Source organism: Pseudomonas sp. BF-R-26 (genome assembly GCF_019947395.1).
GTDB lineage: Bacteria > Pseudomonadota > Gammaproteobacteria > Pseudomonadales > Pseudomonadaceae > Aquipseudomonas > Aquipseudomonas farris.
On the sequence record NZ_JAGYGK010000004.1, the window covers coordinates 135298 to 147228 of the forward strand.

At 58.0% G+C, this 11931-nt stretch carries 9 protein-coding genes; 4 read left to right on the forward strand and 5 right to left on the reverse strand.

What is annotated here, in order from left to right; genetic code table 11:
* Window positions 1-31: 31 nt before the first annotated feature.
* The gene (locus KGB18_RS06635) at window positions 32-4849 is read right to left on the reverse strand and encodes a dermonecrotic toxin domain-containing protein (RefSeq protein WP_223569565.1); all 4818 of its coding nucleotides are present in this window, start codon (window positions 4847-4849) and stop codon (window positions 32-34) included.
* A 267-nt stretch (window positions 4850-5116) separates the two neighbouring features.
* On the opposite strand from KGB18_RS06635, the gene KGB18_RS06640 reads away from it, so the two are divergent.
* The gene (locus tag KGB18_RS06640) at window positions 5117-6157 is read left to right on the forward strand and encodes an Ldh family oxidoreductase (protein WP_123722927.1); all 1041 of its coding nucleotides are present in this window, start codon (window positions 5117-5119) and stop codon (window positions 6155-6157) included.
* 188 nt (window positions 6158-6345) lie between these two features.
* On the opposite strand, the gene KGB18_RS06645 is transcribed toward KGB18_RS06640, so the two are convergent.
* Entirely contained in the window at window positions 6346-6663 is a 318-nt protein-coding gene (locus KGB18_RS06645) for a YqjD family protein (protein ID WP_123722926.1), read from the reverse strand.
* A 165-nt stretch (window positions 6664-6828) separates the two neighbouring features.
* On the opposite strand from KGB18_RS06645, the gene KGB18_RS06650 reads away from it, so the two are divergent.
* Window positions 6829-7080: a hypothetical protein gene (locus KGB18_RS06650; protein ID WP_007897387.1), complete on the forward strand. Its 252-nt coding sequence runs from the start codon at window positions 6829-6831 to the stop codon at window positions 7078-7080.
* Between the two features lie 35 nt (window positions 7081-7115).
* Here the strand turns inward: KGB18_RS06650 and KGB18_RS06655 are convergent, their stop codons facing one another.
* Window positions 7116-8057: a LysR family transcriptional regulator gene (locus KGB18_RS06655; protein ID WP_123722925.1), complete on the reverse strand. Its 942-nt coding sequence runs from the start codon at window positions 8055-8057 to the stop codon at window positions 7116-7118.
* 85 nt (window positions 8058-8142) lie between these two features.
* Between KGB18_RS06655 and KGB18_RS06660 the strand changes: the two genes are divergently transcribed.
* On the forward strand, window positions 8143-9066 hold the full coding sequence (locus KGB18_RS06660) for a carbon-nitrogen hydrolase family protein (protein ID WP_123722924.1): 924 nt from the start codon (window positions 8143-8145) through the stop codon (window positions 9064-9066).
* A 117-nt stretch (window positions 9067-9183) separates the two neighbouring features.
* Here the strand turns inward: KGB18_RS06660 and KGB18_RS06665 are convergent, their stop codons facing one another.
* Complete coding sequence (locus KGB18_RS06665) at window positions 9184-9729, reverse strand: GNAT family N-acetyltransferase (protein WP_123722897.1); 546 nt, start codon at window positions 9727-9729, stop codon at window positions 9184-9186.
* A 103-nt stretch (window positions 9730-9832) separates the two neighbouring features.
* On the opposite strand from KGB18_RS06665, the gene KGB18_RS06670 reads away from it, so the two are divergent.
* Entirely contained in the window at window positions 9833-11410 is a 1578-nt protein-coding gene (locus KGB18_RS06670; protein WP_223569566.1) for an alkaline phosphatase D family protein, read from the forward strand.
* A 3-nt stretch (window positions 11411-11413) separates the two neighbouring features.
* Here KGB18_RS06670 and KGB18_RS06675 read toward each other — a convergent pair whose 3' ends face one another.
* The gene (locus KGB18_RS06675) at window positions 11414-11887 is read right to left on the reverse strand and encodes an LEA type 2 family protein (protein WP_123722895.1); all 474 of its coding nucleotides are present in this window, start codon (window positions 11885-11887) and stop codon (window positions 11414-11416) included.
* Window positions 11888-11931: the final 44 nt, after the last annotated feature.

Sequence of the window (11931 nt, forward strand, 5' to 3'; positions counted from 1 at the left end):
GCCTGATTTTAGGTGCTTCAAGTCAAACCGTTTATGGGGTTGGCACCGGATCCAGCTGTCGACCCATTTCACATATCAAGCGAGCGACCGAGTCGGCATTGCGCAAAATGGTGTCGATGCGCTGGCTCGCATTCCGTGGATCGAGGAAGGCGTTGCGAGCTTCTTCCATCGTCGTGCAGCCCGTCGTTTTGAGGATGTCCTTAGCCACATGCTCCAACCCCTCAATCGAGTCCAGGCTGATCCATGACTGCAATGGTTCGTTCCAGCGCGTAAACAGTTCTTCTCTCGGGGTGGCCAGGGACAATGCTCGTCGCTGGAAATCCTGCTGCGTCTGTTTGGTTACCACACCGAAACCGGTGACGGTGGCGATGAGGTCGGTGAACGGACGCCTTGCCTCAACCGTCGCAATATCCACGGTTTTTGAAAAAAGATGGGAAAACTCATGAATCAGGGTCGCGGCCCGGGAGTGGTCGTCAACGTCGAAAGGCTCAGTCAAACAGTACTTGTACCAATCGAGTTTCGGGTCAAAAAACCTCTCAGTGAAATGCACACGCCTCTGCGCATCGTCATTCACAACAAAAGCGATCGTACTGTCGAGCCAGTCTTTGTTTGAACCGACCACAAAATGCTCGGTATTCATCAAGTCCTCGTTTGGGTCTACCAGTGCCTTGCAAATTGGAGCGATGACTTTTTTGATCTTGTCGAGAACACTGGCGTCGATACTGCCAGTATCAAAAAAGGCTTTAAGAAAGGTATCCAGCCGCGTTCCCGGGTTCAGGTGTCTGAGTTGCACCAGGTTATGCAGACTGTTAAACGCGTAGTAGCGAGCCAGATCGATGGCTTGCACGAGCATGCGTGCTTTTTCCGGGTGTTTTGTCCGAATGTCTTCCATTCCCCGCGCTTCGATATTCAGTACGCTGTTGACTACGCGACTGGAAACATATTGGTTGTGCATTTTCGACAGGGCTTTGCCGTAGTGAATCGTATGCGAGTCCGGATCGATCACCAGTTGTTTGCCCGGCGTTGTCAGCAACGCGGGGCCCTGTTGTTGGTCGTTGATCATTCGCCAGATCGCCCCGGTTTTCACTACGCGGTATACCTTTCCGCCGACCGGGGCGTAGGTTCGTTTGCTGGTTGCCTCCAGATAAGTGCCATCAGTCGTGCGTCTGGTCAGATCCTTCAACGCCACAGTAGTGGTCTCGAAAGGCTGCAATGCCGTGCGCGTCGGTGCTGTCGGTTTTACTTGCGACCATTGCGGGACAACCAACGGCTGGGCAACAGGTGGGGAGGTGGCCGTTGCTGGCGCCGACTCGATAGAAGACTCCAGCGACAACCGTCCCAGCGACACCATTTGCGCGGCACCGGCAATAAACGTCTGCAATGCCTGTTTCCAGTGATGATCCTGCAGCGCTTCGGCGGAGTCTTTGAAGTCTTTGTAGCTTTGCCACAGAAACTGAACATAGGAGAGTTTGCCCGGCAACAGGCTCGAAATCAGTCTGATGCCAGAGCTGAACAGGTTTTTGGCGGCTTCCCATTCTGCCTGGCCGGTGATTTCGGAGTGGCTGCCGAGCATCTTCGAAAGAAGGCTGACGTTATCGTTGAACAACTGTGCAAGCAGGTTGCCGCTGATGGGGGTGGAGGCGAGGGTGATTTCGCTCTGTTGCCCTACGGTGGATTTGAACAAGTTGCCGAACAAAGACTGTTCAGCCTCGGGAAGCCTGCGAAGGATCAGTTCCTGGAGTGGCCCTGGCGTATTGATCGCTGAGATAACGCTGGCCTCGTTCACGAACTCGGTGAATATGGAACCTGCGTGATAAGGCGCATAGAGGATTTGCGGCCCGTCATGTCCGGCACCGGGGCCGATCAGGTACAGGCCCAGGGTTTTCACCGCTGCGACACCTGCGGTCTTGATCATTTCCAGTGGCCTGACGATGGCGTGGGCACCTGTTACAACCGCGCGGGCGATCGCGTCCGGCATATCGAGAACCTGCCAGATCAAATCAAAGGCCCTGCCGGAAAGACGTTGCTGCAGTTTCAGCGCATGAGCGTGTTGCAGCAGCTGCCACGGTAGTTGCTGAATAAAACGCTGCATTCGACTGTCGGCATCGGTGCCGGCCTTGGTCAATGCATCGGTCACTCGCTTTGCATAATCGCTCTGGATATTCAGCGACCGCACAAGCTGGCGCACGGTGTCCTCATTCAGGCCTGCGGGAAGGGCCTGAGAGGCGTTCGAGGCGATCTTGAATCCGGTGACTTGAGCCGCGTTGACAGGGTTCAGGGCAAATTCGGTCAAGCTACGCGACGGCCCGGCCAGGGCCAGGTTGGGCGTGATTTTGATCTGGTCGGGGTCAAGTTGCGTTCCAGGGAATCGGCTGCCAATCAATGATACTAATCGGTCATGCACATAGGCCGTCAGGGTCTGGATCCCGTGCAAGTAGTCCTTGTCGTCGGTGACGCTGTTGCGGTATTGCTCCAGCAATTCGATGTGCAGCTGCTGTTCTTCGACTGGGGCCATTCCAAGCCATGCAGGTAGAGACTGCTGTCGGGTGATGGCTTGCGAGAGCAACGTGGCTCTTTGCAAGTTGGTGTCGATGACCCGTTGGGTCATTTTTTTCAACGCTTTGATCTGCTGCGCATCGTCCAGCTTCTGGCTGCGCAGGTGTTCACAACAGGCCAGGAAGTGCTCGATGGAGGATTGCGCAAGGCGCTGCAACACATGGCCTTCAATCAGTCGCAACGAGTTGAGCTTATAGTTCTGGTGGAATCTGCGTTGGGCAGGGGTAAGGTTTTCCAGCAACTCCAGGCGTTTGTTGTCGTCGAGCAGGCGCCGGTTCAGTTCCGTCGTTGCGCTGCTGACTGTCGCGAAAACTTCGAGCCCGGCCGCAGGCGTCCACAGAATCGCCCGGCCCGAATGCTGAACATCGAGCCCGCCACGTTCGGTCAACAACACGCAATTGGCCAGAGGCAGCACATTCCTTTGTCCGGAATGCTCAAGAATCAACGAATAGGCGTCAGGCCTGAAACCTTTGAGGGCGAGGCGCGTTCCTCGATCCGGTTTGTCCGGATCGAACACTGTATTGACAATGGCCCGATCGGCTTCCCGTAGTGTTGTATTGAGCACCCGCAGGCTGGCTTCCCCGCGCAAACCTACCGAAAATGCATGGGCTATCCGGGGTTTAAGTTTCTCCAGATAAACGCTTTGTAGCGCCAGGGATTCGATCGGCTGGGAGGCAAATTCCGCGCTGAGCAGCGACTTGACATCGCTGAAGGTTTTTACGAAAGCCGCTGCCTTGTCTGCCAGCACCAAGGATGGCAATTGTTTGCCGGACAACACCGGCCGGGTACTCCAGCGTCCCTGAACATTAAGCGTCAGCAATTGATCGCTGATCATTGAGCGTATATCCAGTGCCTTGTCGAACAAGGCATGGACGTTCACGGTGCCGTCGCTGTGGCGGTAAACCTGCAGAACGTATTCCATGTTTTGCAGTTGCTTGGTAATGATCGCCTCAAACAGCTTTTTGAATATCGACCCTGAAATCACCTCGCCGGAAACCTGTGGGTGATTGAAGCCGATGAACCGGTTACGTTCGTCCAGACTCAGGAGACCGTAGAGCTCATCTTCGTGGCCGACCGCGCTGAATTTGCTCAGCAAGGTGTCTTTGAGGTCTTGATGGTCTTTCAGAACCTGTAACCCCTGAGCGGGTGTGTAAAGAAAGGCATTGGACGAGGAATGACTGATCATCAGTGAACCCGCCAGCTCTACGTAGTTGGCCTCGTATTCCCAAAGACGCACGGTTTCAAGGCTGAGTGTCGAAGGCGTGCCGGCGCTCAGCTGAATCAGCTGGTGCAGGGCCTGGCTCTGTTCAGGGTCGATGATGTCGGCTTCGCGCTTGATCAGAAACTCGGCACGCGCCTTTTCCCGGATGGCTCGGCTGAAAAAGTCGCGACGGGAAGCACCGTCGGCAGCTGCAGAGTCCCAGTAGTGCTGCAGTTTTCCGGACAGCAGGCTTATCAGTTTGCTGGAGGCGGTCTTTACAGCGGTTTCCCAGTGGCCCTGGTCGATGCTCGTCGACTTTTTTTCCGGATGGGAAAATTCGTGAGACTGCCCGCTCGGCCAACGCTGATGGCGGTAGTACGACAGCACGGCGTCACTCAAGGACATGGAGTTGATCCAGCGGCTCGAGGCACTTTGCTGGTTGCCGTCATTGGCCGGTGTAACGGAATAAAAGTTGAGTCGGGTCTGGCTTTGATCAAGGCCCGGGAATGGTGATTGCAGCAACTCATCAAGCAGCGTAGTGAGCAGCGAGGTGAGCGTTGGCAACTTGACCAACTCGTCCAGCATGGCCTGCTCGTTCACTCGCTGGTACTCGGTGATGACGGTGCGCTGGTCTTCGAATATTTCACCTTCGATGGCCTGAAAACTCACTTGAATAGAGGTCGCGGCTGCCAGCGTTTTGCGCGCAGACAACGACATGAAGGCCAGCAGGTCGTCGTCCTCGGTCACGCTGTTCAGCTGACTATTAAGCTGTTCGGTCAAGGCTGCGCGGCTGTCGAACTTCTTTATGCCAGCGTACGGGGTGTAGAGAATCTCGCCCTTGTCATTCGGGGTGAGGCTCAACACGAAGCTGCCCGCCAAAGGGATGGGGTCCAGAGCGTCCGACTTCAGCAAAATTTTTTCGGCGAACATGGATGGTGTCTGTTGAAGGCGTAACGTTTGGCTGGCCAGTTCCAGATGACTGAGCCATTCGAAATCCTTGCGCGTCAGCCCATGGATTTTACCCAGATCATTCCAGTGGCCGGGTGCGTGCAGGGCCTCGGGGAAAAACAGCGGAGTGGGAGGTGTGGGCATCGTCGAGTCTCGTTCAGGGCGCGGTTGAATGCGCCAGCGGGTTGAGGCTCAAGACTAAAAGTCGCGGGTGAGTCGAAGGTGGTAGATAGTTACCGCATGGCCACCCGATGTTTGTGCAAACATGCGCCAAAGCGGCTTTTCGGCTCAATTGGTTCTGATCAGATGCACCGGTTCAAGCGAAGGGTTGACAGGCTACTCGTCGCCCGTTGTTAATCGGTTCGTTTTCATACGCTGTTGCCCCCTCCAATAATTACTCTGGAGCTTCAGATGTCTGCGCCACACGATCATGTGTCTACTGCGGTTTCGCAAAACCTGTCCTTCGAAGCGCTGACGGCGTTGCTCGAGCAAATCTTCCTGCGCCACGGCACCTCAGCCGATGTCGCCAAAACCCTGGCTCTCAACTGCGCCGGCGCCGAGCGCGACGGTGCTCACAGCCACGGTGTATTCCGCATTCCCGGTTATGTGTCGACGTTGCAAAGCGGCTGGGTCAATGGTCAGGCGGTGCCGGTGGTCGAGGACGTGGCCTCGGGTTTCGTCCGGGTCGACGCCGATAATGGTTTTGCCCAACCGGCCCTCGCGGCGGCGCGGTCATTGTTGGTGGAGAAAGCCCGTAGCGCCGGCATTGCGGTGCTGGCCATCCGCAATTCCCATCATTTCGCCGCCTTGTGGCCAGACGTCGAGCCGTTTGCCGATGAAGGGCTGGTGGCACTGAGCGTGGTCAACAGCATGACCTGCGTGGTGCCGCACGGTGCCGATCGGCCGCTGTTCGGGACCAACCCGATTGCCTTCGCCGCCCCTCGGGCCAACGGTGATCCGATCGTTTTCGACCTGGCGACCAGCGCCATTGCCCATGGCGATGTACAGATCGCTGCGCGTAAAGGCGAGCGTTTGCCGGCGGGCATGGGCGTGGACAGCCTCGGCCAGCCGACCCAGGACCCGAAAGCGATCCTTGAGGGCGGCGCCTTGCTGCCGTTTGGCGGACACAAGGGGTCAGCGCTGTCGATGATGGTGGAGTTGTTGGCGGCGGCGTTGACCGGGGGCAATTTTTCTTTCGAGTTCGACTGGTCGAACCATCCAGGGGCGAAAACACCCTGGACGGGTCAACTGCTGATCGTGATCGATCCAAGCAAGTCGGCGGGGCAGAACTTTGCCGAGCGCAGTCAAGAACTGGTCCGGCAGATGCACGGTGTGGGGCTCAAGCGGTTACCGGGTGATCGACGTCACCGGCAGCGCGCCAAAGCCAAGGTCGAAGGCATTGCGCTCGATGCTCAGACGCTGGCAAATCTGCGAGAATTGGCCGGGCTCTGAACTCAAACGCAATCCCTAATGTGGGAGCGGGCTTTTGTGGCGAGGGGGCTTGCCCCCGTTCGGCTGCGAAGCAGTCGTGAAACCTGCACACCCGCTCTAGCTGATTCACCGCGGAAACAGTTTTGGGGCCGCTTCGCAACCCAACGAGGGCAAGCCCCCTCGCCACAAAAGCCCCTCACCACAATGGCTTAACGCCGTCCCAACAACAGCCCCACCACCAAACCGAATCCGGCGGAGATGGCCACGGTTTGCCAGGGATGGCCGCCGATGTAGATTTCGCTGGCCTCGACTGCGGGTTTGGCCCGGTCACGCACGCTGGAGACTGAAGTCCGGGCCTGCTGGAGCTTCTGGGCGATTTGCCCACGAAGGGTGTCCGCTTCCTCACCGACCAGTGAAGCACTGCTCTTGAGCAGTTTTTCCGACTCTTCGATCAGGGCCTGAAGTTCGCTGAAGACCTGATCCTTGATTTGATCCTCGGTGACTTGATCGATGATTTTGCGGGCCATTGGAGTACTCCTTGCAGGTAAATGGGCAGTGAACAATGGAGTCTGGCGCCATGGCAAAAGTTGCAGCAATTTTGCGTGGCGACTCCTCCCTGAAGAAAAATCCAGGGCAGGACATTTCCTCCTACAGTGTAAGATGTCGCCTATTTTACGCAGCAGGTATCTTCCATGAGCTTCAATCTGGCCGACAAACCCCTTGCCGAGCGCGCGGCGCTTGAAGATGAAAAATCCCGTCTGTTCGAACTCTGGCAAAACAACCTGGGTAAATCCAAGGGCGAAGCCGCACGGTTGTTCGGTGAGCGCGCCAAGCGCAAAGGCAAATGGGCCGAGTGGGTCCGCGCCGAACTTGACGGCATGTCGCCCCCGGAATTCGCGAACATGGTGCGCAGTGAAGTCAATCGCCTGATGGCGGCTAAATAAGCTTCCAGCACTGACAGTTTCGAAATTGCCGAAGATCAAAAGATCGCAGGCTTCGCCAGCTCATACGGGTGAGAAAAGGTCGCGATAATCGCCTCGCGCACTTTCAGCACCACCGGATCGAGCTGCGTGCTGGTACGCCAGCCCAGTTCGATCGGATAGCGTGGCAGCGCCAGAGGGCAGGGCAGCAGCGCCAGTCCGCTGAGCGCGGCGATACTTCGAGCCGCATGGGCTGGAATAGTCGCCACTGCCTGACTGCCCTTGAGCAAGTGCGGCAACGCGGCAAAGTGCGTGGTCGACGCGCATACCCGCCGACTCAGGCCCAACGCCGCCAGGCCTTCATCGGTAATCCCGATAAAACCGCCCGATGAAACCAGAATATGCTCACGGGCGACGAACGCTTCAAGGCTGAGAGTTTCCTGTCCCTCGGCCAGACTGAGGGGGTCCACCAGGCACAGGTAATCGCCTTCACCCAGCACCTGACGACTGAGCAAACGCTCGGCGAATCCGCCGGCCGTGATCGCCAGATCGATGCTGCGTTCCATCAAGGCCCGGGCGACAATCTGGCTATGGGTCTGGCGAAAGATCAGCCGCAGTTTCGGCGCGCGATCAGCGATCTCGTCAATCAATCGTCGCCCGTAGGCGATTTCGAAATCATCCGACAAACCCACCGTCACCGAGCGTCCGTCGTAATGATTCGCCGCCGGATCGACCATCGCCAGGCTCTGGCGGCATTTGTTCAGCGCATCGCTGACCACCGGTTTCAACTGATTGGCCTTGAGCGTCGGCGCAAGACCTCGACCCGTGCGCACGAACAACTGATCGCCATACACCTCGCGCAATCGGCGCAATGCCGCGCTGACCGCCGACTGCGTCACGCCCAGACGCAGCGCGGCACGGCTAGCGCTGGATTCCTCATGCAGGGCTTCGAAGACTTTGAGCAAGTTGAGATCGACGGTCGCGATATTCATTTGGTTCATATCATTCAGCAGTGAGTCGGGCTTTATTCATGATCCTGTGGCGCCGGAGAATGAGCAACACCTCATTACTGACGGAGTCACCGCGATGCCCAAGTCCATCGTTGCTGCCCTGCAAATCGGCGCCTTGCCCGGCGGCAAGGCCGATACCCTCGATCAAATCCTCTCCTGGGAAGCCGCCATTATCGAATCCGGCGCCGCACTGGTGGTCATGCCTGAAGCGTTGCTCGGCGGCTACCCAAAAGGCGAGGGCTTCGGCACGCAACTCGGCTATCGACTGCCGGAAGGTCGTGAAGCGTTTGCGCGATATTTCGACAACGCCATCGACGTGCCCGGTGCGGAGACTGAAGCTTTGGCCGGGTTGTCCTCACGCACGGGCGCCAATCTGGTGATCGGCGTGATCGAGCGCGCGGGCAGCACCTTGTATTGCACCGCGTTGTATTTCGATCCGCAGGCCGGGCTGGTCGCCAAGCACCGCAAACTGATGCCCACCGGTACCGAACGACTGATCTGGGGCAAGGGCGATGGCTCGACCTTGCCGGTGATCGACAGCCAGGTCGGGCGAATCGGCGCAGTGGTGTGCTGGGAAAACATGATGCCGCTGCTGCGCACCGCGATGTACGCCAAAGGCGTGGAGGTCTGGTGCGCGCCGACCGTGGACGAGCGGGAAATGTGGCAGGTCAGCATGCGCCACATCGCCCATGAAGGACGCTGCTTTGTGGTCAGCGCCTGTCAGGTCCAGGCTTCACCGCAAGCCTTGGGCGTGGAAATCGCCAACTGGCCGGCGGAGCGCCCGTTGATTGCCGGCGGCAGCGTGATTGTCGGGCCCATGGGCGACATTCTCGCCGGGCCGTTGCGTGACGAGGCGGGTTTGCTCACCGCCGAAATCGACACCGACGACCTGATCCGCGCCCGATATGACTACGACGTGGTCGGGCACTACGCGCGCCCGGACGTGTTTGAGTTGACGGTGGATGAACGGGCCAAACCGGGCGTCCGGTTCAACGCATAACTAATGTGGGAGCGGGCTTGCTCGCGAAGGCGGCGGTACAGTCAACATTGATGTCGCCTGACACACCGCTTTCGCGAGCAAGTCGAATCGTCGTACCGCCGCTCCCACATTGGATCTTCAGCGCAGTTGAAGCCACTCTTCGCGGGTGATCTCCCAGAGCTCCTTCGGGAATCGCCCGCTGACAAAGTCGCCCTCTTCGGTGTGTATCAAACGCATGCCGGTACGTTCCGAGAGTTTGCGCGAGCCGATATTCGGCGCCGCTTTCGGCACGCGCAGCAACGGCCGGCCGAGTGTTTCGAACCAGTACTCGGTCACCGCTGCACTGGCTTCACCCATCAACCCCTGGCCTTGCCATTGCGGGGCCAGCCAGAAGCCGCGGTTGTTGTCCTGTTCATTCATCAGGCTGACATTGCCGATCAGTTGATCGGGGGCCGACTTCAAGCGGATCGACCAGTGCCATTCCTCGCCACGGGCCATCGCCGGCAGGGCAATATCACGCAGATAAGTCAACGCGCCGTTGGCGGGATAAGGCCACGGCACCAGGACGTTCAGATAACGCACCACGTCCCAGTGAGGGAACTGTTGCTGGATGGCCTCGGCATCAGCCAGTTCCAGCGGGCGCAAAATCAGTCGTTCGGTGTAGAGCGTTGGAGCGGCGTGCATCGTGGCTGACCTCCTTGTAGGGACGGGTGCTGCGCATCATGCGCAGCGTCGATTGTCGTCTAGTCTCTAGGCGTTCACACCCCTGTCAACGGATGGACTGTCCATGAGTTTGTTACTCGGCCCGATTCTGCAGTTTCGTGGCATCAACAGTAATGTCTATAACGTGTCGGCTCTAGTGGTTTTACCCTTGGGCGCGATATCACCCAGCGTAAAAGTACCCGGCGGTATCACTGCCGGCAAACCGCTGGCCACCGCTGATATCCCGTTGCTCAATCCTCAGTACCGCGTCTGGCGCATCGATTTAAAAGCGCTGCAAGACCAGGCTGTCGCCACTACTTACACGATCAAGATAGAGGGCGCGGAGGCCAACTTTGTCGTTCCGGCCGAGGGTCAGTCGCCGCGCATGGCCTATGTGTCGTGCAACGGTTTCTCGGACCCCAAGGACATGGAGAAGGTGGACCGGAACAACGAGCGCTGGGAACACATGTGGGGGGCTCATCAAAGCAAGCCCTATCACCTGTTGTTGATGGGGGGCGATCAGGTTTACAGCGACGATATGCGCAGCAATGTGTCGTCGATGAAAACATGGTTTGCCAAGCCTTTCGCCGACCGTCGAAAGGCGGTCTACAGCAAGGTGATCGAAGCCGATCTGGACAAGTTCTTCGCCAGACTCTACCTGGAGCGCTGGAAACAACCTGAGGTCGCGAAGCTGCTCAGCGCCGTTCCGACGGTAATGATGTGGGATGACCATGACATCATCGATGGCTGGGGTTCCTACGATGAGATACTGCATTCAAGCCCGGTGTTCCAGGGGCTGTTTGCCACGGCCAAACGCTATTTCAGGATTTTCCAGCAGCAACTGATCCAGACTCATCCGCACCTCAAACCGTCCGCCGATACACATCCCTGTGCGATTCCTGACACCGCTGATGGCTTTCACCTGGGGTTTACCGGCCTGGGTGAATTGGCATTGCTGGTTCCCGACTTGCGCAGCGAGCGTGCACCGGATTTGACGACTCCGCCGGCTCGGTCGACCCGGATCATTTCGCCCGTCAGTTGGGATGCGATTTATGCCTGGCTGAGCAAGGTCAAGGGGCATAAGCACTTGCTGCTGATGTCGAGTATTCCCGTGGGTTACCTTGATTTGCAGGCGGCCGAAAAGGCACTGGACCTGATCTCGGGGCAACAGGAGCTCGAGGACGATTTGCGCGACCATTGGCGAAGCCTGCCTCACCGAGACGAACGCAAACGGTTGATCATGCGGTTGCTGGATTTCGCCCATGCCGAGTCATGCAAGGTTACGCTGGTGTCCGGTGATGTTCATGTGGCGGGGGCCTGCGTGATCGAATCGACGTTGTCCCGGCATCGCAACGATGGTTCAGGATTGATTTACCAATTGATTTCGACCGGGGTCGTGCATCCTGCACCGCCAGTGCTGGCAGTGCAATTTCTGGAGTCCATTGGCAAGGAACAGGAACAGATCGACTACGGCATCACCGGAACCATGTTACCCATCGGTGCCCGAGGACGTTACCTGATCGCCGCAAGAAACTGGCTGGCGATAGAGCCGGATGAAGACAGCACCGGCAAAAGTCGGCTGTGGGCCAACTGGCACGTAGAAGGCCTCAAACATTGTGTGACCCAGGTGATCGATCCGGTTAAACCGCGGGCCGAGCCGTGAGTATTACCACGTGTCGGTAGTCGGTCCCGGCAGGCTGAGTTTGCCGCGATCAAGGAAACGCATCGTGCCGAACACGCCACCGGCCAATTTGCCCCGAAGCACATAAGGCATATTGTTCAGTGTCTGCGTCTGTCCCAGCCCGAGGGTCTGACGCAGCACCGAGAAGGCCGAAACGCTCACCGGCACCACAATCACCGCTTCAGAAAAACGCGGGATCGAGCCCGATTGATCGCTGACACCGGAGGCGAGTGATTGACCGTTCACCTCCAGATCCAGGGCCACGCCGTTGTAGTCGATCGCCGTTTCATTGGGGTTCTGCACGCGCAGTTTTACCGCAAAACGCACTTCCAGTTCCTGGCTTGGCAGCGGCTCGATACCGACCACGTTGATGTTCAGCGGATCGCGATGAGGGAACAGGGAGCAGGCGCTCAGGGAGAGCAACAGGAGGGACAGAGACAGGGCGAACAATCTGCGCATGGACAGGTTCTCGTAAAGAAAAAGGCCGAGCCGCTCGTGGCTCG

Coding starts and splice junctions, on each gene's coding strand:
- KGB18_RS06640 (WP_123722927.1), top strand. CDS start 5,117: ATGTCTGCGCCACACGATCATGTGTCTACTGCGGTTTCGCAAAACCTG.
- KGB18_RS06635 (WP_223569565.1), bottom strand. CDS start 4,849: ATGCCCACACCTCCCACTCCGCTGTTTTTCCCCGAGGCCCTGCACGCA.
- KGB18_RS06670 (WP_223569566.1), top strand. CDS start 9,833: ATGAGTTTGTTACTCGGCCCGATTCTGCAGTTTCGTGGCATCAACAGT.
- KGB18_RS06645 (WP_123722926.1), bottom strand. CDS start 6,663: ATGGCCCGCAAAATCATCGATCAAGTCACCGAGGATCAAATCAAGGAT.
- KGB18_RS06650 (WP_007897387.1), top strand. CDS start 6,829: ATGAGCTTCAATCTGGCCGACAAACCCCTTGCCGAGCGCGCGGCGCTT.
- KGB18_RS06665 (WP_123722897.1), bottom strand. CDS start 9,729: ATGCACGCCGCTCCAACGCTCTACACCGAACGACTGATTTTGCGCCCG.
- KGB18_RS06655 (WP_123722925.1), bottom strand. CDS start 8,057: ATGAACCAAATGAATATCGCGACCGTCGATCTCAACTTGCTCAAAGTC.
- KGB18_RS06660 (WP_123722924.1), top strand. CDS start 8,143: ATGCCCAAGTCCATCGTTGCTGCCCTGCAAATCGGCGCCTTGCCCGGC.
- KGB18_RS06675 (WP_123722895.1), bottom strand. CDS start 11,887: ATGCGCAGATTGTTCGCCCTGTCTCTGTCCCTCCTGTTGCTCTCCCTG.